Here is a 20,207-nt window from a genome sequence, read left to right on the forward strand (position 1 = left end):
TCACCTTTCTTTATTTAAATACTTCCATTCTCTTTTTATTTATATTTTCTGCTATCCCAGTTGTAGCATCTGGAGCATCATCATGTTTATTTTTACCTTCTCGCTGGTAAGTTGTCATTGCCTTATAATAATCCGGCCATCTGTCTTTCCAGTTCACAGGATAATAAATATGATCCATTACCCAAGTTGAATTGGATATTATCCTAGCAACCTTATTTTTACTCTGGTGAAACCATTTTATTTTTGTTCTATTACTACTGTATTTATCTCTTAGGATTCTTTCAACGGATCTTGCAAACCCTCGACCACCATTATTGCTTTCAATATCGGCTAGATTTACTTTATTTTCATAAAGTATTTTAGCTGTTCCTGATTCTGTTATCTCCATAGGATCTTTTGTATAATACACATCAAGCACATAAGCTTCTTTCTGATATTCCCCATATACAATACAACATAAATAGTCACTACCTTCATCTGCAGTATCAATATAAGCTTTTATTCTTGTGAATAATGAATTGCCTTTATCATCCCTAGGTATATCTGTATAAGTTTTAAAACTGCTATACAGTTTTCCCTTAACATCTATAGGAATCTGCTGATAGTTAGCACTAGCAATATCTTCACCCATGGCTCTTATTTTAGAATTGTAACTCTTTAGAGAAAGTATTTCATCACAAAGCATATTTTTATTATCCTGCAAAGCTTTCATACTAACATGCTTTATCTTTTTACCTTCTTCAAGAAAATGTTTTAATGCCTTTCCTGCTAAATCTCCAGTGGCCCATCTGGTCATTATGATTATTATTTTGCCGCCTTCTTCAAGCCTTGAAAGCATTGTATTAGTAAACCAATCCCAGTGCTTCTCCAGAACATTCTCATTGTATGCCTCCTCTGAATTTTTGATTAAATCATCTATAATCATGAGAGAACATCCAAACCCAGTGGCTGTACCTGTAGGAGATGTTGCCAGGTAATTATTGTAGCCACCTTCAAGTGACCATAAATTCATAGCTCCATCACCTTGTTTGATACTTACACCTGGAAATATATCTGAATATACTATTTTGTCTTTATCTGCCTTTTCTTCGGATATGCCATTTCTTACAGCCTTTGAAAATGTTGTTGAAAGAGTTTCATTATATGATCCTGTCATCACCTTTTCCTTTTGATTTTTACCAAACACCCACTCTACAAAATTTGAAGCAGTCCTTGACTTTCCATGTCTAGGTGGAAGATTGAGTATAAGTACTTCATCATCAGATTCATAAAAGTTTTGGAAATCAGCACATAGTTCTACAAGATATTTTCTGTTCTTCTTATAAAAATCAGGAGCTATTAAATTACAAAAATAAAAGAACTCACGCCTTGCGAGTTCTATCTTTGCACCCAGTGCTATCTGTTTTTTATCCATCTTTATCATCAAGAGCAGCTAATTTCTTGAGTTCCTCTGTTGTTAAATCTTTGTATGGATTATTTACTGAAACCTCCCCACTATGCTCAACATCTCTCTTATCTCTCCACTCCTTGGGCTTCCTATTTTTAAGCCAGAATATCTGTGCTGTAGTATCCGGTGCAACTTCCTTTTTAACTGTCTTTGTAACTACCATTTTATAGATAGGGAATCCATGAATATCAGTAATTACCTTGCCATATTCATCTTTTTGTAAAATTCTTTCTTGGGTAACTTCATCATATTTATATCCTAGTGCTCTCTTTAAAAGTGCATTCTCAACTTCAAAATCAATTACTTCTTTGCCCTTTTTTAGGGACTCCAAAAACTCCGGATATTTCTTTTTATAATCATTCAATGTACTTTCGCTTATACCTAAATTTTTAGCTATTTGGACTTCAGTGAGTCCTTCCCTGGCCCAACCTTCAACTAATATCAGTTTATCTTTTACAGTATCCCATTTTGATTTTCCCATCTCTACATTGTCACCACCTGCCTCATTCGTTTTGTTTGGGGGATGAAGAAAGAGCTTTATTATAGTTTCATCCCTCTACTAAATTTCATTAATTATAAGTATCATAATAAATTCGTCAACCATACTATAATGCTAAGGAGGTAAGACTTATGTCTTGTTGTAATAAAGTTCAAACACATGACCATGAATTTTTAGGAAGCACTATGTTAGCTGAATTAGAGGAAGATCCTCATAATCATAGATTTGCTGGAGTATCTGGTCCGGCGCTTAGAGTTACACGCGGACATGTTCATGTAGTTAAAGCAAGAACAGATTTTTATGAAAACCATTTTCATGAATTCGAAGCAACCTCAGGACTTCAAATAGATGTTGGAAATGGAAGACATGTTCATTTTGTACGAGCAATAACTACAGAAAACGATGGCCACACTCATAATTTAATTTTTGCTACACTTATTGAAAACCCTATTTCAGAAGAAGCCTAATCTTAAAAAGTAGAGCTGCTAAATATTCATGCAGCTCTGCTGTATTTTAATTATTCTACCTCATCCTCCTAACAGCACCCTTAACTCTCCTGTAACACTCATGCCGCATTAATTTTTCAATATCAGAAAAGGAGAGGTATTCGCCTCTCCTTGGTTTATCTTTATTTAGTTTTTTATTTTGGTTAAGCTTTTCTTTCAGGATTTCTCTTATCTTCATACCTCTCACCTTCTTTATGTTATGATTAAATAAAAAGGAGATTTCTCATCTATGAAAATTCTAAAGTACATATTTCTATGGGTTATAAGTTTTATTGCATTTATGTATGGTTCATCTATTCTTGATGTAATATTTAATAATGATTCTGATTCAAGCACAATATTGATTACTTTATATGCATTAGGAGCAACTATAATAATTTGTACATACCTAATAATAAATTCTATAAAAGAAAAATAAGCACTCTAAATGACGAGTGCCTACCTTTGACATACACATATATAGTTTTATTTTATTTACGGTTTCCCGCATTGGCAGCCCTATTTAACCCTGGAGCTAGAGGTATATTCATGGGGAATATTAAAATTTAACTTTATTTTCATTTGCCAATCTTCTCGGAGTGTCCCATGTAACTACAGGAGCAACCTCTTTATTTATTACTATATCCCCGTCAGGATTCGTTTTATATATAGACCTATTCTTTTCTACAAACGCACTATCACTTATATATTTATTTGCTTCATAGTTAACTGCCTTTACCACCTCTCGCCTACATGTTAAGGCAACCCTATGTTTATATTTTAAATTACTAAAGTTTCTTTGGATGCATTTTTCTACAGTATCTTTTTTAACATTTAATTTTCTAGCAATCTCAGGGGCTGTTAACCCATCTAAATACAAAATCTTAACTTCTTCTTTATTTAACACAGCTCTCAAATCATCAGCTCCTAAAAAAGAATATAGTTCACCCAAACCATAAAAGTGGACATGTTTTATTTTTACCAAATTCAACTCTTTGAATTTCATTTATATTATATACTATTTCTCAATGTATTTTGTCCCAACTTTGTCCTATTTTTGTTTCAAATTTGTCTCATTTTTGTCTCAAGATTTTTTACGATTAAAAAAGGCAACAGCATTATTTTTTCAGCTATTGCCATATACCCCTTCCCACTTCACGATATCCTCCAGTATATCCTCTCGCCACCTGTAGGCAGTACTTCTTACACCACCATACATTTCATTTGCTATCCATCCAACGCTTTTATTTAGCTTGTACTTATAAATAATGAATTGCATAATTTCTTCTGATAGTGGAGGGACTGTCAGAACTTTCTTCAACGGAGCTGTATTTCTCTTTAACCACCTTATCCTGGACATATTCTTACGGAATTTTCTATTTACATATTTTAGTTCATTCTTAAGCTCCTTAATTTCCTTTTCATCTTCATTTTCTATCACGCTTTCACTTGAGTGCTTTATATCCCACTGAATACTTTCCTCCTGATCTTGAAGGTCTTTGCATTCCAGTTCCAAAGCTTCCATTTCCTTAAGATCTCTAAAATAGCCATACAGCTTACCTTCTGTCCTTTTAAATGTTTCTTTGTCCAACATACAGTTCCCTCCCATGTACTTATTTAAGCTAAACTTTTATTTGTCTCATATTCTGCATTTTACTATGAAATCGTCAATTATTTAGCCAACTGCTCTATATCCCTTCTTAATTCCATGGAATTATATATCATATTCACGTATTTCTTTATCCTAAGTTTTGGCATATTAATACTTTTCCTCTTTCCTTCTATATCCATATCAATTTCTTTTATTCGTTCTTTAAGGAATTTAATTTTATTAGAAATCCGTTCTTTCTCTAAATTCCTGACGTTTATATAAGAAACTATGGCCTTTTCACTTTCCTGTAAATCTTCCTTTAATGAATTTATTTCTTCCAGCAGCTCTTTGACAATTCCTCTGTTTATTTTTTCAGGAAAACCATAGTCAATTTTAATAAGAGTGATGATTACCGATTCATCCTGTCTCAAAACAAGGAGTATATCATCCTTTACATAGAATCTTTTGATAGTTCCATCTCCACCAAGCCGGTCTTCCGTTAAAAACTCTGAATAGTTAAATATCTTATTTATATCTCGTATTATCCTGTCATTATTCGTTAACACGTAATTTTCTATATCAAAACTATTAGTTATTCCCTTAACTCTTTCCACATATCTCTCCTTGCAATGGTTGGTTACATCAACATGCTTAAGTTCTGTTAGCACTGCTTCCATGGAATCCCTCCTTTAATAAGTTTTAAAAATCGTCTTAATAAACCTTCTCTTTCCAAAAGCATTATATTGATAATAACTGTATTGTATATATCCATTTTTTTAACTATAGCATCTCTTAACCCTGATACATTGTATATATCCTTAGCTTTACAGCTTACTTCCACATCTGCAACTCCCCACTCTTTATCTTCAGTAAAGATAAAGCATGAAACCAAATATTTATTCATACCACCCCTCCTATTCCCTTAATTTTAATGCCTTTTCCCTATCATATTCTTCTTTCAAATAAAGCCCTGGTTCCGTATATACTTTATCTCCTAGTATCTTATCCACTTGAGATATCGCAGCTCTATCCGTTTTGGCTTCAATAATTACTTCCTGTTCAACTTTTTTATCATCTTTGTATACTAATATATACTCCATTTATTCTCCTAACCTTCTTCCACACATAGGACAATACTTTATCTTAAAATGTCCTTGTGCAAGTCTATGCCTAAATAATACTATTCTGGGTTTATCACCTTTCAATTGAAATATTACAGCTTCATTAGGTTGTGTTTTTTTACTGTCAGGGCTTTTGTTTATAAGAATGCTTTTTCCATATTCACCGTCACAATATTGGCACATAAGCTATTCCTCCTTAACTTATTTACCTCCCATGCCTGTCCCATTCTTTTTTAAAATTCTTATAACTCTTAGCACTTTCCTTCCTGCAATTCCTGACAACTATATAAATGCCTATTATCCCAACTATGCTAATTAAAGCCCATGTTCCTATAAACACATATCCTAATTTTATTAAATGTTCCATCTACTCACCTTCTTCAAATTTCTATGCATAATAAATCCAATTTTGCACATACTATCTTTGTGTTTCATTATGTAATTATGTTTTAATGTATGTGTAACATAATTAATCCTTATACCGGGGATGGATAATCCCCGGTGTTTAGTTTTACTTGAAATTACAACTAATCTATATTAAATTCCCATGTATAATAACTTATAACTTTACACATACTATTTATATATCCATTGAATAATTATCTTTTCAATGTTTATCTTTAACATATTAGTTCCTCATACCAGGGGCATATAAATCCCTGGTATTTAGTTTTATTGCAAAGTATTTGAGATACGAACTAACTTACATGTTCTTTTCTGCAACTTTCAGACATATTTGCCTGTGTTAATACTTTTGCCATTACCGGTACTACACTATTTCCTATTCTTGCAACCCTTTTACTTATTGGATACCTTTTACCAGTATAATCATGATCAATGATATAATTTTCCGGAAAACCTTGACCTAATTTTAATTCTTCAGGTTTTAACATCCTAAACCATATATCAATTAATTGATATTGCTCTCCTTTAATCACAACCGTTACAAGTCCAAATCTATCTTTAGTAACTATAGTACCTATAGGCCCACTCACCCTTTGCCCTATCCCATTTCCATAATACTTGATTAGAAAGGCCGAAATTAAACCGAAATGTCCAGGACTTGTTGTAATGGTGTGTATGGGTTCATTTACTGCCTGTCCAGTACCACTCTTATAAAATTTAGTGATAAATGCAGTAACTAATCCATATCGGTTGCTTGTGTCAATAGTCTTTATTGGTTCATTCAAGCTCTGACCTCTTACATATTCTTTTTTTGTTTCACCATGATATTGGATAAGGAATGATGATGCTATATCATCTGGTAAAAAGTAAGGGTTATCATCATTAATAATGAATTTTTCAATTCCTCTTGCAATTCGGTTAAGTGTTTTTTCCTTTAATGGCTTTTCCCTTGTAAATATGGAACTTCCTAAGTCATTCCAGTCAATACATTTTGATATTGGTTCCCACTTTTTAAGTCCATTTACACCAAGTTTATTATGTGTGGGTTCCGGCCAAATAATATTTTTTCCATCACGCCTAAATACTGCATACCATCTATTCCTTGTTGTTGGTGCCCCATAATCAGCAGCTATCAACTCCCTACTGTCAAATTCATAACCTAATCCTTTCATTGCACTAATGAATTTCTTATAATCTTCCCCTTTACGTTCTTTTATAGGATGTCCCTCATTATCAAGAGGACCCCATTTTTTGAATTTCTTCGACATTTTCCATTAGGATAACATCTGGCAAAATTTTTCTCGCATGTTTGTATACTGCCCATGGCAATATTCTTAATCCTTTTATCTTGGGTTGCCCGCCTTTTGCTTTTGAATGACTTGTACAGTCTGGGGAAGCCCACATAAGTGAAACATGACGACCTTTTGTATATTTAAGCATGTCAACCTTGAATATATCTTCTGTAATGTGCATAGTCTCTGGATGGTTAGTTTTATGCATTAATATAGCATCAGGATCATGATTTACTGCTAAATCAATCGGTCTCCCCATTGCCATTTCAATTCCCGTAGATGCTCCACCTCCACCTGCAAAAATATCAATTATAAGTCCTTTATTCATTGTTTTAACCTCCACGTCTGGAGGCATGGCCATGCATTTTATCTAGAATTACTCCGATTTTTATTTTTTATTTACTTCACAATAATTTCAGATTATGTCACAACTAATATCCTATAATAGTTTCAGTTCTGTCCATAAAACCACAATCTAATAAATATTTGCAGAATTCTTCAGGTGTGGGGTCTTCACTATCATGTTCCCCTAATACATTAATCAAATCATGAAAATTTGACAACGCGCTCCAAGCATCACTGAATATATTCAATTCAGGAACTATTTTTCCACTTAGATTTATCCAATCCACTGTCATTTCACCGGTTGTACCTCCTTGGGAGGAATACAACCCAAAAATTACTCTATCTACATAATCTGAATTCCTTAAACAAACCTCTCCATACCATGCTCTTGATAATTGAGTAAAACCTTTAATCATGCCTTCGTTTTTATTTTCCATCATCCTATCTCCTACCACATCAGCCCCAACCTCTGCACAAGCCTCACAGCCCCTATCAACCAACTTTTTATTGTGCCTGTGAAATCCCTGAACTATGTCAAAATTCTCTCTAAAAAGCTTGGCCAAGATTCCTATACCTACTTGAATAACGTCCAGTACCTCTTCCATTATCTTTTTCTTATCTCCAGAGGAGAGAGCTTCACACAACTCTCCTGCTCCTCTAAAACTTTATCCTTCCAATCTTCCCAAGTCATTGTACGATTGTCTATTTTATTCCTTTCGGTCTATCAATTTCTAAGCACCATTAGTTTTAGTTTCAATGTGTTCACCTTCCTAATCAACTTCTGTTTCCAAATTAAATCCATCTATAACCATGTCCTCTTTAAGTTCTATAAGTAAGCACTTCTTTCCCGATTTAACATATACCACCTGTTTTACAGTACTCAAATCCCTGGGACTTATGGTTATATTGGTACTCTCATTTTCTATCTTTATAGACTTGCTTCCAAAATCAGGTATTACATTTCTGACCTTAAATTCATAATCCCCTCCACACACTTCTTCAAAAGCACTTTTAACTATTCCTGTGTTTTCAACTCCACTTTCCCTTAACACTCTGGTTACTTCATTTATATCCAAAATAGGCTCTTCTTCTCCCTCATCTTGAAATTTTTCATTTATCCTTTCGTATATATCCTGAACTATATCAGGTTTTATTTTTCCCCCTAATGAGATCCCTAAAATGGCATTAAAATTCTCCTTTTCTTCCAAAGCTGTGGGTTTAATATTGCATTCCAATACTTTTTCTACGAAAACATTGTTCATCTTCTTTGATTTTGAAGAATAATAAATTATTTTATTTACATCTACATATTCAGATGTAAAGCTTGGAAACATGAATCCTTCCACAGGAGAATTTAAGTTTATAACCATATCTAATGCAGAATTAGGTTTAAATTTCATCTCCGTATAATCAAACTTCAGCATCTTTTTAGGTATTTCCACTTTATTTACACTACACAATATAACTTCTATGGCTTGTACATATTCCTCTAAAGAATCTTTTTTTCTCTTACCATCACTGTAATATTCTGCCTTTGTAAAACTTATAACCACATCCGTATCATAATTATAGTTTTGAGAAATTTTATCCACTATCTTATCTGCATATTCACTTATTCTTTCCTTTGAATTTAAAGCAGCATATAATACATGCTGAGTATTTTCTTCTGATTCTTCCTCATTTATATTTTTAAAATCCAACTCAAATATTTTAGAATCCAAAGTTCCTGTAAGCACTTTTTTAAAGTTATTTAAATAAAGCTCTCTCTTTTCTACTTCCATCATTTCAAAATATTCCAGTTCTCCTGTTATTATTTCACCGTTATCCTTTTTCAGGTAAACACTATAGATTTCCTTAACTTTAAGCATATAGCTTCCCAACTTAAATTCTTTTCTTATATCCGATAAATCCTTTTTATTCACAAACTTATACCTCCTTCAATATTTTCAGTTCTACCTCTGGATACCTCAATTTAAACTGCTTGTACGTCCTCTTCCATTGTGCTGACTCATAACCTTTGGTATCCTCAACACTGTAGGTACCATCCTTATTCAAAACCAGAAAATCAGCAGTATAAGTTATAGCTCTTTCTTCTCCTTTACCTTCCTGAAGAATAAACTCCGGCTGCAATATAAATCCTGCGATTTCCCCAGCATAGAATAAAAGTTTTAACTGGCAGTATCTCTTCATTTCCAGCTGACTCCTGAAATACATTCCATCATGCCATGCACCCTTATTCCTGTATTTCTGCTTCTTTACTTTTGGTTTCTCTACCTTCTGACCTCTCTTTTTGAGGTATTCCTGGTATTGTTCCTCTGTCCAGTTCATCCATCTTCATTCCTATCTGATTACCAAATTTTATGGGTTTGGCTCCTCTTATGATTTTTAAACTACTCATGCCTTGGCTACTTCCTTAAGCTCCCTAAGTTCTGCAATAAAATCATCAATATCCTTGAAATCTACTGGTATGGTATTAATATAAGATTTTTGCCTTAAAAGAAATCCACCCTCTTGAATTTCATAACTCATTACCTTACCTTGGAGTAATGCTATTTTCAGTCTTTTCCCAGACTTTTCATTAATATCTTTCGCCGGCTCTTCGCAGTCCTTCGTCGGTTTATCCGCCGGCTTCGCTGGCTTATCGTCTGTTTTCTTGCTTTCCATGTTTGCCGCCAATCCATTTTATGTTGCTTAAATTCTTAAGTTTCACATTATTCCTCCTTACTTTCTAACTGTTTAGTATATCTCTGAGCATCTGGGTTTTTCTAATCCCATTCTTTATCCGTATACTTGAACCTGTATTTTCAATAGGGGAACACATGTCATGGATTAATCTATCTGCAGTTCTGCCAATATCATATTCACAGTCCCTGTCATATCTCCTCTTAAGTTGATTCATTGACAAATTTGATGTTATAATTAATGGTTTTTTCTTCCTGTACCTTGAATCCAATATTTGATACATGGTAGCTCTGGACCAATCCGTATTATTTTCAACTCCTATATCGTCAATAATCACCAAATCTGCGTTATCCAAGCAATTGAGTATGTTCTGCACTCCTTCATCACCGTAGCTTCTGAAACTGCTCTTTATCCTCTCCAAAATTCCAATAGCAGAAACACAAACCACAGGTATAAACTGTTTTATAAGTGTATTAGCAATACACCCCGATAAAAATGTTTTTCCGTTACCTGGCTTTCCGTAAATAAGCAGGCCTACGTTTTCTTTCAAGGCTTTTTCTTTGAAACATTTCACATACTTTATTCCTAGTTCATACATGCTCTCATTGCCCAAAGTATGGTCCCAGCTTTCAAAGGTGAACTCCCTAAACTCCCTGGTCATTAAGCTGTTATTAAATATTCTCTCAAGCCTAATCTGCTTTTCTCTGGCTTGAGATATACGCTCGTTTTCTTCAAAGGCTTCTTTTTTACACTTACACATCCTTGGGACTATATAATTTCTCCCCATTAGCCTGACCACTTTTCCTGTAGGTTCACCACAAACAGGACAATTGTCTAGTTCTGTTTCAGAAGTGGAAACCAATCCCGGAGCTGTCGATCCCCTTTTCTGTATTTTCTTGTTTTGGGTCTCTATCATGACTTTTACCCCCATTCTTGATATTTTCACGTTTCCATAAATCTTTTATAATGCCTATGCAGTAGCAAAAAGAGTTTATTTTATCATTCTCAGTATCTGGCTTGAATCTATCAAAGGCTTGATCTATACCTCTTAGAACTGTATTGAGGGACAGCACCTCATTACAAATCTTCTGGGCGGCTTCTAGTTCACGAGGTTTTAAATTCAGATCCAGCTTTCCTGATTTTTGGCAAAAATATTTTAATGCTATTTCCCATGGCTCTTTTTCAGTAGTAGTAATATTATTATCTTTATTATCATTATTGTTTGTCTCTGTTTGTAATCCATTATCATTCTGTTTGTAATCTGTTTGTAATCCATTATCGTTCTGGTTATCGGCGGAACTCGTTGATATATCTTCATTTAAACCGTTCTGATTTTGGTACTCTTCATAATTCACTACTGTAATCATAGTTTTTCTTTTATCAGTTGATAATTTTATCATTTCTTCGGTAGCAAGGAGCTTTAAAAACCTTCTAGTTTTTTCTGTACCCCACCCCCATCTTTCCATTAATTTTTTTTGTGACGTTATAAAACTTCCTCTTTTTACATTTATTAATTCACTACCAAGTAAAGTTTTCTTATCCTTATGGTTGGCTGACAGGAGAAGGTCAATCCAAGCCTGGCCTTTAGAAAAAGGCTTCTCTTGCCATAACCAACTGTATTGAATTTTTCTGTGTACACTTATCCATCCTTTGCCTTCTCCCATAATCCAATACTCCTTAAAATAAATCTATCTTCAAACCTTTATCCGCAATATAGGTAGGCTTTCCTGTAAGCCTCTCTATCTCTTCTTGAAACTGTGCAGCATTACTATTGCTATCACTAAGATGTAAAAGCACAATATCTTTAACCTGACTTAAATCAGTGACCTTTAAAAATTCTTTTACATTCTCCAGGCTAAAATGAGATTTCAAAAGCCTGTTCCTAAGTACAGGATGTATTAATCCTCTTTCAAAGTTTTCATTTACAATATCCATACTGTAGTTGCACTCAATCATAATGTGATTAAGTCCTGTAAAGTTATACTGGCAGTAGTAACTATCTGTAATGAAGAGCAGCTTGCCCATATCACTATGTTGTATAAGGAACCCTAAAGGCTCTATTGCATCATGTTCAGTTTCGAATGGAAGTACAGTAAAATCCCCTATAGAAACCTGATTTTCAGATTCAATTACTTGTGCTCTATAATCCCCAGCATCTACTGCCTTCAATGTTCCACTGCTGCTGTAAACATCTATTCCGTTACTGATAAACTCCTTTATGGCCTTACTATGATCCTTATGCTCATGTGTTACCAGGCACCCTACAACATTCATCAAATTAAAATCTAGTCCTTTTAAAATAGTCTTATAGGGCAATCCACATTCAAGTATCAAAGTCTCATCTCTATTCTGGAGCAGATAGCAGTTTCCACTGCTACCACTCCCTAAAACTGTAAGTTCATCAAAATCCTGGCCTTCTATTTCAGTCTGTTCTGTGAATTGGATTTGTTTTCTTCCACCTTCTCAGGCTCCACATCAATTACATTCTGCTTATCCGTTTTCTCCTCAGAAGCCTTTATATCTATAGACTTTTTATTTGCCTTATCCTTTATTTCTTCCTTAACTTCATATTCAACATTACCTACCATACTTTCTTCATCATAGGTCTTATCCGTATTGTTAAAAGCTTCAATCAAAAGGTCACTGTCGTCAGAAGTATTTGCATACATCTTGCAAGCCTGTTTATCACCGATTTCTTTGCCATTTCATCAGTAAAATTATTATGGGCTGTAGATTTTCCACTTTTATAGGCAATACCCTGTCCCCATGCTTTTCTAATCTGGTCGATATTCATTACCTCTGCATGGATGGGACCATTCTCTCCTATTACTACAGCAAAGGCACCTTTGATTTTATTTGTATCTATATTTTCAAACTTAGGATTGAATTTACTGATTTTTAAAGTTGCTGTATCTAAATCATAGGTCTGCTCAAATTCATCACCTTCATATATACAATAGGCTTTAATGTCCTTAACACCTTTCAACCTTTTGGTTACTGCTACTGTTCCCATGTAACTACGCATAATGCAGTTGATTTCCGTAAACTACAAATAGCATTGTTTTTTAGCGGTGAGTCCCTGCAGCACATATCATAAGAACCTATAATTGAATTTTTGTACATACTTCCAATGCAGGTTTATGTCCTTTTCTTACTTCTTGAAGTTGAACCATGCACTGTTTAGGGCATTGCAACTGAATAATTAGGCGGAAAACTATTCATTATTTTTTCTAAGCTCCCCTATTTTTTCCGTTATCTGATTTAAGGGCATCTTCTTTGGCTAGTGTTATTGCAGTACTTTTATTTCCATTTATCACCTTCCTTTAACTTAACTTGCCAGTGTTTTTCCTCCGCAAGTTCACCATTTTCAATCCTTAAAGATTTATCTTTACTGCTTACAACTAAATTCACTACCTGGCTTTCCACATCTATAAGCTTGTGGTGCTTTCCCTGTTGTCTATAAATATTGGTGCATTAATTCCATAGTGCTGAGACAGGGTGTTTATAATATCTATACCGCATTAATCCTTGCGCCTGAATTTAAGTTTCGTAGAAAGGAACCATCTACAAGGGTTCACAGCCCTCTTCAATCCTCCGTTAACTGTTTAAAGAACCTAAACTTAACATATTTGAATTTGAATTGATACTTGATTCCATAAGTTCAACCTTGGTTTTTATAAATTCATCACCAGGAACTCTTGTTTCTCTAAATTAGCAATCTGCTGGACTTAGTCTTTTTCTTGTTTAAAGTTCTCAATCCTGCATTTGTCTTATCATTCATTTCCCTGTATCCCAGCTTGTAGTTGACCTCCTCAAGTTCTTTTTCTATACTTCTTTTCTCTCCTTAGTTCTCTTATCTGGGTATCCGTTCACTGGTTTTGAAAGTTCCGTTTCAAGTTCTTCCACATGTTTTAATATTCCCTGGTATTCCTTGTTACTATCAAGGTCTATATTTATTTCAAAATTGTCCATTTCAGATTGACGTTTATCTTTTTCATTATTGAATTTTTCCAGAGAATCCATAGCATTTTTCAGGGCGCATCATTCTTTATATCTCTCTTTATACTTTTAAGTTCATTAGATTTTTCTAACCTTGGGCCTTATCTTCTTGTAATTGTCGCTTATTCTGTTTAAATTACCCTCCATCTCTTGCCTGTGACTCTCCACATCTTCTTCATCAAAAGGTCTTTGGCAGAAAGGACAAATCTTTGCATCTTCTGGAAGTTCAAAAACTTTTCATCTTCCTCATACCATTTGTCCTTAAATTCTTAACTTCTACTTCTAAGTTGCTGGCTATTTTAAGGTTGTTGTTTTTCTCCATTTCAAGGGATTTAATATCAAACTTAAGCTGGCTATTTCCCATTTAAACTGGTTATGTCCTGGGCTATTTTATCTTTCCACTTTCGGCCTTTTCAACTTCCTCATGTTCAATATCCTTAAGTTTGGATTTAAGTCCATAAAGCTTGTCTTTTTTCATAAATAGTTCATCATCAAGTTTTGTTTTATCAAGGAGCTGCTCCTCCACACTCTTCATTCCTGCAACTATTCCACGCTTTCTGAACTTCAGGGCTTCAAAGTCAACATCTTCTTCTTTTATACTTTTTCTAAGTTCGTCAACTCTAGGAGGTATTGACTCCTTGTCCTTTATAAGCTTTTTTCTTGATGCATTTATGCTTTTTTTAAGTTCATCTATATCCTTGTTTACGAGAAGTTCTTCCAGAGGTTTCAATTTTCCCTTTGAATCAATGACATTCTGGTCTGTAATTTCACCTATCATTCCCATGAGTATATTTTTTCTTTCCTGCCATGTCATTTTAGTTGAGAAATGCATTGGATTTGTCAGGAGCTTAAATATATCCTCCTGGATGATTTCATTTATTTTTTCTTATACTCTTTCTCTTTCTTAGGTACATCATCAATATAATAAGAAGTAGTGGCACCCTGAAACTCTGATTCAGTTTTTCCTTTGGTTTAACCCACTTTTCTTTCAAGAGCTTCCTTAACACTGTGTTTATACCATTTATCTCAAGTACTGCTTCCACTTCCGTATCAACCATATGAACTACTTTATTATTTTCATCAAGTGGCTGCACATCAAACTTGCTTATGTCCTGGCTATCCTTGTTAAACAAAAGCCATGTAAAGGCATCAAATATCGTAGTCTTTCCTGTAGCATTGTCCCCATAGACGTTGGTTATTTTGTCAAAGTTTATGTCAAGCTCTTTTATTCCCTTGAAACTTCTAAGATGCAGTTCTTTTAAAACTATTGTTTTACTCATGTTCTACCTCCTTGATATTTTTCTATAAAAGTTATTCCCATAAATACTAATGCTACATAGTATATAAAGAAATCAAATATCATAATCTCTCTCCTATTTGATTTTTCCCCCATTCTGCGGTAGAATGGGGATAACGAAGTTTTAATTTTGTGCCCTTTGGCGAGGGCGTTTTTTATTTCTCTGGCATTTGGTAAACATACCGACCTTGTGCATACATTTTTTCATTGTGAGATTTATACACTTTGTCATACTCCAAAACGTTGATATTTTCTTGTATATCATCCAGCACCTCAATAGCTCTTTTTTTAGATTCATATTCGCCTAAGCTATCATAATCTGCGAAAGTACCAAGTTCAGCATCTGATATTTCTGAAACATAGTTAACTATTTCAAATTTCTTTCTGTAGGCATTGGGTGAAAGTATTAATATCCTTTTTGCCTCTACAAGAAACAATTTGTCCTGGCTTCTAATCCACATCTCCTATCCCTCCACAAATATTTTTACTTCCTCAACTGTTAGTTCATCAATGCTCTTGAAAGTCTCCCCAGATACCGGATCATAAAGCTCTCCGTTGTTATCCAGTTTGCACTCTCTAAGCTTCTTTACTGTAAGTGCATCCATGTTATTCACCCCCTAACTCTTCTGCTTGCACACATCCTCCTGACACTTAACCTTTTCCACGCAAATTTCCATAAATTGAATACCTTCTCTTAAAAGCTCCCTAAGCACCTTGTTTTCCTTCTGCAGCTTCATAAACTCCTTATCTCGCATCTATTTATTGGCCTCCCTTCAAGCACTCATCAGCACTTTTAAACTTCTTTTTGCAATAGTAAACATCTGCTCCATGCTTGTCTTTTTACCGAACTTCATTCGGTTTTCTCTTATATCATCTGTAGTAATTTGCATTATTTCTTTGAGTTCCTGGTCTGTCACTTTGATGCCGGCGTTATGGAACAATTGTTTTATCATGCTTCCACCTTCTTTCCTATTTATGTTTTACTAATATGCCATCCCTTATTAACCTTTCTATCTTCCCATTTATAGCTTGAGCAGACTTATTTATATATTCTTTTATGACATCACTTTTATAACCATTGTTATACATATCAGTTACAATACTTATTTCTTCACTTCTCCAGCTGCGGGACAAGTCCTTGATAGGCCACATGTTTAGACCTAAATCGTTGATTCTCCTTTTAATGCCTGCTTCTGTCCTAAGAATCTGCATTGACAGCTCTCTATAACTGTATCTGAAGATTCCAAGTAAACTTTCAAGCTGCGAATCTTCCTTTTTGGTCCATTGGGTAACCTTGTATTTAGAAAAAGCAATATCCGCCCTTCTCTGCCCTTTTACCCAATCTGGCTCAAGTCCCAATTCATTTTCTTTAAATTTGCTAAAATCAATATGCATTCTGTATTCTCTGGCCCACTTCCAAAAATCTTCCAAATAAACTACTCTAAAACTACTATTCAAAACTTTTTTATTTTTAACAGGGAACCCTTTTCTTATCCAGTTACGCAATGTATAACCAGTACCTTTTTCTCTTCCTATAGCCTTAAAAAGTTGATTGACTGTTATATACTCACCATTATCCAAAAATGCTCCAAGCTGCAAACGTGTTTTCTTATTCATTATTGAAGATATACTTCTGTTTAAATCATTAGCCATAGCATTAATGGACTTAATTCCCCAATTATTTTCTAGATACTCAACTTCACTTATGGAAAAATTACTATTCCTTCCCATGGCTTCTTCTCTCCCTCTCCATACCTAATACCACTCACAATCCTTAGTAATATGCAACCAGCTAACATCAACCAAAGTCACCTTCAAATACCCCTTCATTTTTTGCACTTTTACCGGTTTATGCTTCTCTGGATATTCCCATGCATCATAAAACTTTTTACAGAATCTTGTGAACAGGTCCTTGTCTGCATTACTTAATTTGTTAAATCCTTTAACTTCCTCGGCATTAAACATTTTCTTTATCTCCCTTCCTAAATTTTCAAATACCACTGTCCGTTTTTGATTACCTCTGCTAGCTGGTCCGGTTTGAAGCAAAGACTTAAATGATACATGATACATGAAAACATCATATAGCCATCAAATATATTTTTTAGCCCTTCTTTCTGTATTAAAGGGTGCTCCACCTTAACCTTTATGTCTGGATTGTACTTTATAGATTCCAATAATACCTCGTTAAAATCATTCATCCTTAATCCTCCTTTATATACCATTTGCCCTCTAAAATGACTTCTCTCAATTCTGCTGCACCCAAACTATTAGATAAGATATATAACAAACGATCTATTGAGTTCCAATATGTTGTATCTCCATAGTCACTCAGAAATCTTTCTGGTTGTATAATCTCATGCTCAACTTTAACCCATTTCCCACTCTCTAAAGCTTCCATAAAAGTTACTGGTTTCTGAACTAATTCCCATTTTCCTTCTATATCAATAATTATTTCATCCCCATGAGCGTTCCTACTAACTAACCAACCTCTATCGTTTAATTTAAGAAAAACAACTCCATCCACATCCGTATACTGTTTAAACTCTAACTTACGGTTTTTCTCCAACATTTGTATTGCTTCTGATAAACTATAAGTCCTTGGCATCCTTCTTTACCTCCTTCTCCTCCTACAAGGTCGTTCCATACTCTCCAATTCCTCGGAATATTTATTTAAGGGTAAACTTTCTAAAGAATCGGTATAGTAATCAATATTTTCATGCGGGTAACATAGTTCTTGAATAATAGCTTGAGCCAATTCTCTGCGTGTTACCTGTGCTCCTGCAAATACACCCATTTTAATTTTTACTGAGTTGGTCATGCTCAATCTCACTCCATCCCCAATCTAAATTTTGACAAAGTATATCAAATAAAGCTTTTTCTATTTCTTCATTAGTTGCATCCTCGTTCAATCCTAATTCCTTCATTGTAAATTCCTCACCATTTACATAAGGTGTTGAAGCACTAAGTTTAATTCTTCTTGAGGTGGTCATTTATATTGCAACCTCCTCCCTTATCCTTACTCCATTTTTAATGGCCATTTCCTTTACTATAGTTACATATATTTCTTTAAGCCTTGGCTCATTTTCCAGCACATCAAGTATGTTTAATTTTTCTATTTTACTTGGAGCCATGCCATTTTCTTTAGCTCTTTTCTTAAGATTTACGATCAATACATTGGGTCTGCATTTACCCCTTACTTTCAGAGCTTCATACACCTGATCCTTTGGAGTCTTATAATCTCCAAGTTCTCTTCCTATGGCATTTAAAATCCTATTACACTCTCGGCGCCACGCTGCTTGTGGATTCAATGTAATTACATTTCTTATATCCTGTACTTCTTCTTTAACCTCGCTGGTCTGTTTCTTGGCTTCCTCAATCTGTAGGCGCATGTCTTTCATTTCTTGAAGTGACTGAATCAAAACATCTTCTATGCATGTTGGTTTACTTTCCTTAACCCTGAAATAAGTTTCTTCTAACTCCTCATATATATCCCATGCTTCGTCAGTATCTAAAATTTTTGCATGTCTCGCTGCTCCCCTGTCTGTCCATAAATATAAAATAGATACAAATTTTAGGCTTTCGTCATTTAGTACATACCCTTTAAATTCCTTTAATTCCTCACCTTCCAATTTAAAATAATGTTTACCTTCTACAAATCTTTCTGAATTTCTAGTGAAGTTTTTACTTATGTTTTGTTCATTTGTTCCATACTGCTCCGCCAAAACCTTAGTAGTCATAATTCTCTGATTTTTAAATTCCATGGGCATTATATTACTCAACTCTTATCCCTCCTTCCATTTTCCCCTAAAGACATTCACCACACTTCAAATATTTTTCCACTGAGAGTTTTAGACTGCTTGTTTGTTTAGAAATCTCTTCAAGAAAATTAATAACATGTTCAAGCTTTGGTTTTTCATCCTCATCAATAACCCCATCTTTAGTGATAGCGATTAATTCCGATTTAATTACCCCTATACCTTCCAGTGAACCAATGACTTGAAGTGTAACCCTGTCAATTCCCAGCACCTCAATCTTTGGTACTGTAAGTCTTCCTATGGGGCATTCGTTGCAACAATAATAGTTCATGAGTTCTGGTGCGCTATAGATTTCTGCCATCTTAACTACTACATCTGGAGGTATTTGTTTACATACTCCAGTCTCATAATTGAGAATAGAGCTTGGACTAACTCCCATCATTTCAGCTGCTCCTTCTCTACTTTTGAGCTTGTCATTGAATTCTGATGCTCTTATCCTTGCCTTTTTATAAGCATTGTCAGCATCCCTTACTGTTTTTCCCATCCGTCTCTCACCCCTTTCTTATTCAAACTATAAATTTTCATATGGAATATACAGTTAAATTACACCCCACGCTTTTTTCTCTTATGATAAAATTTTAGTAGCAAAAACTTTGAAAATTTCATAGCATATATTGAGGATGTGTTTGCTTTTAATTGAAAGTGAAATTTTAAAATAGGCATTTCGGCCTATAATCTTTTGCTTTCAATTCTTTGCATTAACACATCTAGTCCTCTGGCTCCTGAGCCTTCCTCTTTAAATAATTTTTCAAGGACTATTAATGTTGCTCTCGCTTGACTTTCGTGAAGTTGTCGCATTGCTTCTGGATCATCCAATGGCCAATTAGCTATAACTTTTATTGCCATGCCCATACCCCTTTTACTTACTTTTTACTATAGTATTCAGTTTAGAATTAAGTTGTTACTGTTTCATCCAACTCTAGTAGCTTACTTACTGGTACTTCTAGAACTCGAGATATTTTTAGTGCTTGTTCAACATTTGCTATACTTTTACCGGTTTCTATATCGCTAATCGTAGTTTGTGGTATGCCAGTCTTCTCTGACAAAAATGCTTGTGACCATTTAAGTTTAGTTCTCATTTGTCTAAGTTTTTTACCGAACATTATTAAGAACCTCCTTTGCACTTCTTAACGATGTATCGTTAAATTTATTATATTATTACTTTTGTAGTTTGTCAACGATGTATCGTTAAAAGTTTTTCTATTATTTTGATATAATTGTTTTAACGG

At 34.3% G+C, this 20,207-nt stretch carries 42 protein-coding genes; 2 read left to right on the top strand and 40 right to left on the bottom strand.

What is annotated here, in order from left to right; genetic code table 11:
• Positions 1-10 precede the first annotated feature (10 nt).
• Both terL and BS101_RS18440 read right to left on the bottom strand, forming a co-directional pair.
• Complete coding sequence (gene terL, locus BS101_RS18435) at positions 11-1,414, bottom strand: phage terminase large subunit (RefSeq protein ID WP_073541414.1); 1,404 nt, start codon at positions 1,412-1,414, stop codon at positions 11-13.
• On the bottom strand, positions 1,407-1,928 hold the full coding sequence (locus BS101_RS18440) for a transposase (RefSeq protein WP_073540144.1): 522 nt from the start codon (positions 1,926-1,928) through the stop codon (positions 1,407-1,409). Before BS101_RS18440 ends, terL begins: the two co-directional genes overlap by 8 nt.
• A gap of 149 nt (positions 1,929-2,077) precedes the next feature.
• Here BS101_RS18440 and BS101_RS18445 point away from each other — a divergent pair, with 149 nt between their 5' ends.
• Entirely contained in the window at positions 2,078-2,413 is a 336-nt protein-coding gene (locus tag BS101_RS18445) for a YmaF family protein (RefSeq protein WP_073540084.1), read from the top strand.
• Between the two features lie 55 nt (positions 2,414-2,468).
• Here BS101_RS18445 and BS101_RS23495 read toward each other — a convergent pair whose 3' ends face one another.
• The gene (locus BS101_RS23495) at positions 2,469-2,630 is read right to left on the bottom strand and encodes a hypothetical protein (protein WP_198039509.1); all 162 of its coding nucleotides are present in this window, start codon (positions 2,628-2,630) and stop codon (positions 2,469-2,471) included.
• A gap of 51 nt (positions 2,631-2,681) precedes the next feature.
• Between BS101_RS23495 and BS101_RS18450 the strand changes: the two genes are divergently transcribed.
• Positions 2,682-2,870 (top strand): hypothetical protein, encoded by a 189-nt coding sequence (locus BS101_RS18450; protein WP_073540085.1) that lies wholly within the window; start codon positions 2,682-2,684, stop codon positions 2,868-2,870.
• Between the two features lie 120 nt (positions 2,871-2,990).
• Here BS101_RS18450 and BS101_RS18455 read toward each other — a convergent pair whose 3' ends face one another.
• The 37 genes from BS101_RS18455 to BS101_RS18595 all read right to left on the bottom strand — a co-directional run bounded on the left by BS101_RS18455 (position 2,991) and on the right by BS101_RS18595 (position 20,081).
• Positions 2,991-3,437 (bottom strand): helix-turn-helix domain-containing protein, encoded by a 447-nt coding sequence (locus BS101_RS18455; protein WP_242951326.1) that lies wholly within the window; start codon positions 3,435-3,437, stop codon positions 2,991-2,993.
• Between the two features lie 120 nt (positions 3,438-3,557).
• Positions 3,558-4,025 (bottom strand): transcriptional regulator, encoded by a 468-nt coding sequence (locus BS101_RS18460; RefSeq protein ID WP_073540086.1) that lies wholly within the window; start codon positions 4,023-4,025, stop codon positions 3,558-3,560.
• 77 nt (positions 4,026-4,102) lie between these two features.
• Entirely contained in the window at positions 4,103-4,699 is a 597-nt protein-coding gene (locus BS101_RS18465; protein ID WP_073540087.1) for a hypothetical protein, read from the bottom strand.
• Positions 4,684-4,926, bottom strand: a complete 243-nt coding sequence (locus tag BS101_RS18470) for a hypothetical protein (protein ID WP_073540088.1) — start codon at positions 4,924-4,926, stop codon at positions 4,684-4,686. Before BS101_RS18470 ends, BS101_RS18465 begins: the two co-directional genes overlap by 16 nt.
• 10 nt (positions 4,927-4,936) lie before the next feature.
• Entirely contained in the window at positions 4,937-5,122 is a 186-nt protein-coding gene (locus tag BS101_RS18475) for a hypothetical protein (protein WP_073540089.1), read from the bottom strand.
• Entirely contained in the window at positions 5,123-5,326 is a 204-nt protein-coding gene (locus BS101_RS18480) for a hypothetical protein (protein WP_073540090.1), read from the bottom strand.
• A 22-nt stretch (positions 5,327-5,348) separates the two neighbouring features.
• The gene (locus BS101_RS23000; protein ID WP_156876080.1) at positions 5,349-5,510 is read right to left on the bottom strand and encodes a hypothetical protein; all 162 of its coding nucleotides are present in this window, start codon (positions 5,508-5,510) and stop codon (positions 5,349-5,351) included.
• 331 nt (positions 5,511-5,841) lie between these two features.
• Complete coding sequence (locus tag BS101_RS18485; RefSeq protein WP_347472797.1) at positions 5,842-6,816, bottom strand: DNA cytosine methyltransferase; 975 nt, start codon at positions 6,814-6,816, stop codon at positions 5,842-5,844.
• Positions 6,782-7,168 (bottom strand): DNA cytosine methyltransferase, encoded by a 387-nt coding sequence (locus BS101_RS24460; RefSeq protein ID WP_347472798.1) that lies wholly within the window; start codon positions 7,166-7,168, stop codon positions 6,782-6,784. The genes BS101_RS18485 and BS101_RS24460 overlap by 35 nt, the downstream gene beginning before the upstream one ends.
• A 103-nt stretch (positions 7,169-7,271) precedes the next feature.
• Entirely contained in the window at positions 7,272-7,829 is a 558-nt protein-coding gene (locus BS101_RS24030; RefSeq protein WP_242951333.1) for a hypothetical protein, read from the bottom strand.
• Between the two features lie 126 nt (positions 7,830-7,955).
• Positions 7,956-9,107: a DUF4317 domain-containing protein gene (locus BS101_RS18495; RefSeq protein ID WP_073540093.1), complete on the bottom strand. Its 1,152-nt coding sequence runs from the start codon at positions 9,105-9,107 to the stop codon at positions 7,956-7,958.
• A 4-nt stretch (positions 9,108-9,111) separates the two neighbouring features.
• Positions 9,112-9,375, bottom strand: coding sequence for a DUF1064 domain-containing protein (locus BS101_RS18500; RefSeq protein ID WP_242951327.1), 264 nt, complete (start codon positions 9,373-9,375; stop codon positions 9,112-9,114).
• Between the two features lie 43 nt (positions 9,376-9,418).
• Complete coding sequence (locus BS101_RS24035) at positions 9,419-9,583, bottom strand: hypothetical protein (RefSeq protein WP_242951328.1); 165 nt, start codon at positions 9,581-9,583, stop codon at positions 9,419-9,421.
• Positions 9,580-9,861, bottom strand: coding sequence for a hypothetical protein (locus tag BS101_RS18505; protein WP_198039630.1), 282 nt, complete (start codon positions 9,859-9,861; stop codon positions 9,580-9,582). Before BS101_RS18505 ends, BS101_RS24035 begins: the two co-directional genes overlap by 4 nt.
• A 52-nt stretch (positions 9,862-9,913) precedes the next feature.
• Positions 9,914-10,783, bottom strand: a complete 870-nt coding sequence (locus BS101_RS18510) for an ATP-binding protein (protein WP_073540095.1) — start codon at positions 10,781-10,783, stop codon at positions 9,914-9,916.
• Entirely contained in the window at positions 10,713-11,531 is an 819-nt protein-coding gene (locus tag BS101_RS18515) for a hypothetical protein (protein WP_073540096.1), read from the bottom strand. The genes BS101_RS18510 and BS101_RS18515 overlap by 71 nt, the downstream gene beginning before the upstream one ends.
• 13 nt (positions 11,532-11,544) lie before the next feature.
• Positions 11,545-12,312 carry an MBL fold metallo-hydrolase gene (locus BS101_RS18520; RefSeq protein WP_347472952.1) on the bottom strand — a complete coding sequence of 256 codons (768 nt, stop codon included), beginning with the start codon at positions 12,310-12,312 and terminating at the stop codon, positions 11,545-11,547.
• A complete protein-coding gene (locus BS101_RS24040) occupies positions 12,285-12,503 on the bottom strand; it encodes a hypothetical protein (protein ID WP_242951334.1) in 219 nt (72 codons plus the stop codon). Before BS101_RS24040 ends, BS101_RS18520 begins: the two co-directional genes overlap by 28 nt.
• The gene (locus BS101_RS24045; RefSeq protein WP_242951335.1) at positions 12,500-12,892 is read right to left on the bottom strand and encodes a recombinase RecT; all 393 of its coding nucleotides are present in this window, start codon (positions 12,890-12,892) and stop codon (positions 12,500-12,502) included. The genes BS101_RS24040 and BS101_RS24045 overlap by 4 nt, the downstream gene beginning before the upstream one ends.
• 800 nt (positions 12,893-13,692) lie before the next feature.
• Positions 13,693-13,890 (bottom strand): hypothetical protein, encoded by a 198-nt coding sequence (locus BS101_RS18530; protein ID WP_073540146.1) that lies wholly within the window; start codon positions 13,888-13,890, stop codon positions 13,693-13,695.
• Positions 13,891-14,092: 202 nt separating this feature from the next.
• Entirely contained in the window at positions 14,093-14,230 is a 138-nt protein-coding gene (locus BS101_RS23005; protein WP_156876091.1) for a hypothetical protein, read from the bottom strand.
• Between the two features lie 21 nt (positions 14,231-14,251).
• Complete coding sequence (locus BS101_RS18535; RefSeq protein WP_073540147.1) at positions 14,252-14,698, bottom strand: hypothetical protein; 447 nt, start codon at positions 14,696-14,698, stop codon at positions 14,252-14,254.
• 40 nt (positions 14,699-14,738) lie between these two features.
• Complete coding sequence (locus BS101_RS18540; RefSeq protein ID WP_073540148.1) at positions 14,739-15,146, bottom strand: AAA family ATPase; 408 nt, start codon at positions 15,144-15,146, stop codon at positions 14,739-14,741.
• 172 nt (positions 15,147-15,318) lie between these two features.
• Complete coding sequence (locus tag BS101_RS18545) at positions 15,319-15,624, bottom strand: hypothetical protein (protein ID WP_073540149.1); 306 nt, start codon at positions 15,622-15,624, stop codon at positions 15,319-15,321.
• A 3-nt stretch (positions 15,625-15,627) separates the two neighbouring features.
• Positions 15,628-15,768, bottom strand: a complete 141-nt coding sequence (locus BS101_RS23500; RefSeq protein ID WP_198039514.1) for a hypothetical protein — start codon at positions 15,766-15,768, stop codon at positions 15,628-15,630.
• A gap of 12 nt (positions 15,769-15,780) precedes the next feature.
• A complete protein-coding gene (locus BS101_RS23010; protein ID WP_156876093.1) occupies positions 15,781-15,918 on the bottom strand; it encodes a hypothetical protein in 138 nt (45 codons plus the stop codon).
• Between the two features lie 18 nt (positions 15,919-15,936).
• Positions 15,937-16,116 (bottom strand): hypothetical protein, encoded by a 180-nt coding sequence (locus BS101_RS18550; protein WP_073540150.1) that lies wholly within the window; start codon positions 16,114-16,116, stop codon positions 15,937-15,939.
• 16 nt (positions 16,117-16,132) lie between these two features.
• Positions 16,133-16,894 (bottom strand): hypothetical protein, encoded by a 762-nt coding sequence (locus tag BS101_RS18555; protein WP_073540151.1) that lies wholly within the window; start codon positions 16,892-16,894, stop codon positions 16,133-16,135.
• A 24-nt stretch (positions 16,895-16,918) separates the two neighbouring features.
• Positions 16,919-17,128, bottom strand: a complete 210-nt coding sequence (locus BS101_RS18560; protein WP_073540152.1) for a hypothetical protein — start codon at positions 17,126-17,128, stop codon at positions 16,919-16,921.
• 17 nt (positions 17,129-17,145) lie between these two features.
• Positions 17,146-17,361, bottom strand: a complete 216-nt coding sequence (locus tag BS101_RS18565) for a hypothetical protein (RefSeq protein WP_073540153.1) — start codon at positions 17,359-17,361, stop codon at positions 17,146-17,148.
• Between the two features lie 2 nt (positions 17,362-17,363).
• Entirely contained in the window at positions 17,364-17,768 is a 405-nt protein-coding gene (locus tag BS101_RS18570) for a hypothetical protein (protein WP_073540154.1), read from the bottom strand.
• A 6-nt stretch (positions 17,769-17,774) separates the two neighbouring features.
• Entirely contained in the window at positions 17,775-17,981 is a 207-nt protein-coding gene (locus tag BS101_RS18575; RefSeq protein ID WP_073540155.1) for a hypothetical protein, read from the bottom strand.
• Positions 17,959-18,153, bottom strand: a complete 195-nt coding sequence (locus BS101_RS18580; protein WP_073540156.1) for a hypothetical protein — start codon at positions 18,151-18,153, stop codon at positions 17,959-17,961. Before BS101_RS18580 ends, BS101_RS18575 begins: the two co-directional genes overlap by 23 nt.
• Positions 18,154-18,942 carry an ORF6N domain-containing protein gene (locus BS101_RS18585; protein ID WP_073540157.1) on the bottom strand — a complete coding sequence of 263 codons (789 nt, stop codon included), beginning with the start codon at positions 18,940-18,942 and terminating at the stop codon, positions 18,154-18,156.
• A 25-nt stretch (positions 18,943-18,967) separates the two neighbouring features.
• Entirely contained in the window at positions 18,968-19,462 is a 495-nt protein-coding gene (locus tag BS101_RS18590) for a helix-turn-helix domain-containing protein (RefSeq protein WP_073540158.1), read from the bottom strand.
• 185 nt (positions 19,463-19,647) lie between these two features.
• Positions 19,648-19,830: a hypothetical protein gene (locus BS101_RS23015; protein WP_148204860.1), complete on the bottom strand. Its 183-nt coding sequence runs from the start codon at positions 19,828-19,830 to the stop codon at positions 19,648-19,650.
• Positions 19,831-19,871: 41 nt separating this feature from the next.
• Positions 19,872-20,081 carry a helix-turn-helix transcriptional regulator gene (locus BS101_RS18595; protein ID WP_073540159.1) on the bottom strand — a complete coding sequence of 70 codons (210 nt, stop codon included), beginning with the start codon at positions 20,079-20,081 and terminating at the stop codon, positions 19,872-19,874.
• Positions 20,082-20,207: the final 126 nt, after the last annotated feature.

Source organism: Clostridium kluyveri (assembly GCF_001902295.1).
GTDB lineage: Bacteria > Bacillota > Clostridia > Clostridiales > Clostridiaceae > Clostridium_B > Clostridium_B kluyveri_B.

Excerpts from the sequence above, each read along its gene's own strand:
- BS101_RS23010 (WP_156876093.1), bottom strand. The coding sequence starts at position 15,918 with ATGCGAGATAAGGAGTTTATGAAGCTGCAGAAGGAAAACAAGGTGCTT.
- BS101_RS18515 (WP_073540096.1), bottom strand. The coding sequence starts at position 11,531 with ATGGGAGAAGGCAAAGGATGGATAAGTGTACACAGAAAAATTCAATAC.
- BS101_RS18455 (WP_242951326.1), bottom strand. The coding sequence starts at position 3,437 with ATGAAATTCAAAGAGTTGAATTTGGTAAAAATAAAACATGTCCACTTT.
- BS101_RS23500 (WP_198039514.1), bottom strand. The coding sequence starts at position 15,768 with ATGGATGCACTTACAGTAAAGAAGCTTAGAGAGTGCAAACTGGATAAC.
- BS101_RS18465 (WP_073540087.1), bottom strand. The coding sequence starts at position 4,699 with ATGGAAGCAGTGCTAACAGAACTTAAGCATGTTGATGTAACCAACCAT.
- BS101_RS18550 (WP_073540150.1), bottom strand. The coding sequence starts at position 16,116 with ATGATAAAACAATTGTTCCATAACGCCGGCATCAAAGTGACAGACCAG.
- BS101_RS24035 (WP_242951328.1), bottom strand. The coding sequence starts at position 9,583 with ATGAGTAGTTTAAAAATCATAAGAGGAGCCAAACCCATAAAATTTGGT.
- BS101_RS18560 (WP_073540152.1), bottom strand. The coding sequence starts at position 17,128 with ATGTTTAATGCCGAGGAAGTTAAAGGATTTAACAAATTAAGTAATGCA.
- BS101_RS18595 (WP_073540159.1), bottom strand. The coding sequence starts at position 20,081 with ATGTTCGGTAAAAAACTTAGACAAATGAGAACTAAACTTAAATGGTCA.
- BS101_RS18540 (WP_073540148.1), bottom strand. The coding sequence starts at position 15,146 with ATGAGTAAAACAATAGTTTTAAAAGAACTGCATCTTAGAAGTTTCAAG.
- BS101_RS18440 (WP_073540144.1), bottom strand. The coding sequence starts at position 1,928 with ATGGGAAAATCAAAATGGGATACTGTAAAAGATAAACTGATATTAGTT.
- BS101_RS18445 (WP_073540084.1), top strand. The coding sequence starts at position 2,078 with ATGTCTTGTTGTAATAAAGTTCAAACACATGACCATGAATTTTTAGGA.
- BS101_RS23495 (WP_198039509.1), bottom strand. The coding sequence starts at position 2,630 with ATGAAGATAAGAGAAATCCTGAAAGAAAAGCTTAACCAAAATAAAAAA.
- BS101_RS18510 (WP_073540095.1), bottom strand. The coding sequence starts at position 10,783 with ATGATAGAGACCCAAAACAAGAAAATACAGAAAAGGGGATCGACAGCT.
- BS101_RS23015 (WP_148204860.1), bottom strand. The coding sequence starts at position 19,830 with ATGGGCATGGCAATAAAAGTTATAGCTAATTGGCCATTGGATGATCCA.
- BS101_RS18570 (WP_073540154.1), bottom strand. The coding sequence starts at position 17,768 with ATGCCAAGGACTTATAGTTTATCAGAAGCAATACAAATGTTGGAGAAA.
- BS101_RS18530 (WP_073540146.1), bottom strand. The coding sequence starts at position 13,890 with ATGGATTCTCTGGAAAAATTCAATAATGAAAAAGATAAACGTCAATCT.
- BS101_RS18475 (WP_073540089.1), bottom strand. The coding sequence starts at position 5,122 with ATGGAGTATATATTAGTATACAAAGATGATAAAAAAGTTGAACAGGAA.
- BS101_RS24460 (WP_347472798.1), bottom strand. The coding sequence starts at position 7,168 with ATGAATAAAGGACTTATAATTGATATTTTTGCAGGTGGAGGTGGAGCA.
- BS101_RS18575 (WP_073540155.1), bottom strand. The coding sequence starts at position 17,981 with ATGACCAACTCAGTAAAAATTAAAATGGGTGTATTTGCAGGAGCACAG.
- BS101_RS18580 (WP_073540156.1), bottom strand. The coding sequence starts at position 18,153 with ATGACCACCTCAAGAAGAATTAAACTTAGTGCTTCAACACCTTATGTA.
- BS101_RS18545 (WP_073540149.1), bottom strand. The coding sequence starts at position 15,624 with ATGTGGATTAGAAGCCAGGACAAATTGTTTCTTGTAGAGGCAAAAAGG.
- BS101_RS23000 (WP_156876080.1), bottom strand. The coding sequence starts at position 5,510 with ATGGAACATTTAATAAAATTAGGATATGTGTTTATAGGAACATGGGCT.
- BS101_RS24045 (WP_242951335.1), bottom strand. The coding sequence starts at position 12,892 with ATGCGTAGTTACATGGGAACAGTAGCAGTAACCAAAAGGTTGAAAGGT.
- BS101_RS18480 (WP_073540090.1), bottom strand. The coding sequence starts at position 5,326 with ATGTGCCAATATTGTGACGGTGAATATGGAAAAAGCATTCTTATAAAC.
- BS101_RS23005 (WP_156876091.1), bottom strand. The coding sequence starts at position 14,230 with ATGGGAAATAGCCAGCTTAAGTTTGATATTAAATCCCTTGAAATGGAG.
- BS101_RS18500 (WP_242951327.1), bottom strand. The coding sequence starts at position 9,375 with ATGAAGAGATACTGCCAGTTAAAACTTTTATTCTATGCTGGGGAAATC.
- BS101_RS18555 (WP_073540151.1), bottom strand. The coding sequence starts at position 16,894 with ATGGGAAGGAATAGTAATTTTTCCATAAGTGAAGTTGAGTATCTAGAA.
- BS101_RS18590 (WP_073540158.1), bottom strand. The coding sequence starts at position 19,462 with ATGGGAAAAACAGTAAGGGATGCTGACAATGCTTATAAAAAGGCAAGG.
- BS101_RS18460 (WP_073540086.1), bottom strand. The coding sequence starts at position 4,025 with ATGTTGGACAAAGAAACATTTAAAAGGACAGAAGGTAAGCTGTATGGC.
- BS101_RS18565 (WP_073540153.1), bottom strand. The coding sequence starts at position 17,361 with ATGAATGATTTTAACGAGGTATTATTGGAATCTATAAAGTACAATCCA.
- BS101_RS18535 (WP_073540147.1), bottom strand. The coding sequence starts at position 14,698 with ATGCATTTCTCAACTAAAATGACATGGCAGGAAAGAAAAAATATACTC.
- BS101_RS18485 (WP_347472797.1), bottom strand. The coding sequence starts at position 6,816 with ATGTCGAAGAAATTCAAAAAATGGGGTCCTCTTGATAATGAGGGACAT.
- BS101_RS18450 (WP_073540085.1), top strand. The coding sequence starts at position 2,682 with ATGAAAATTCTAAAGTACATATTTCTATGGGTTATAAGTTTTATTGCA.
- BS101_RS18470 (WP_073540088.1), bottom strand. The coding sequence starts at position 4,926 with ATGAATAAATATTTGGTTTCATGCTTTATCTTTACTGAAGATAAAGAG.
- terL (WP_073541414.1), bottom strand. The coding sequence starts at position 1,414 with ATGGATAAAAAACAGATAGCACTGGGTGCAAAGATAGAACTCGCAAGG.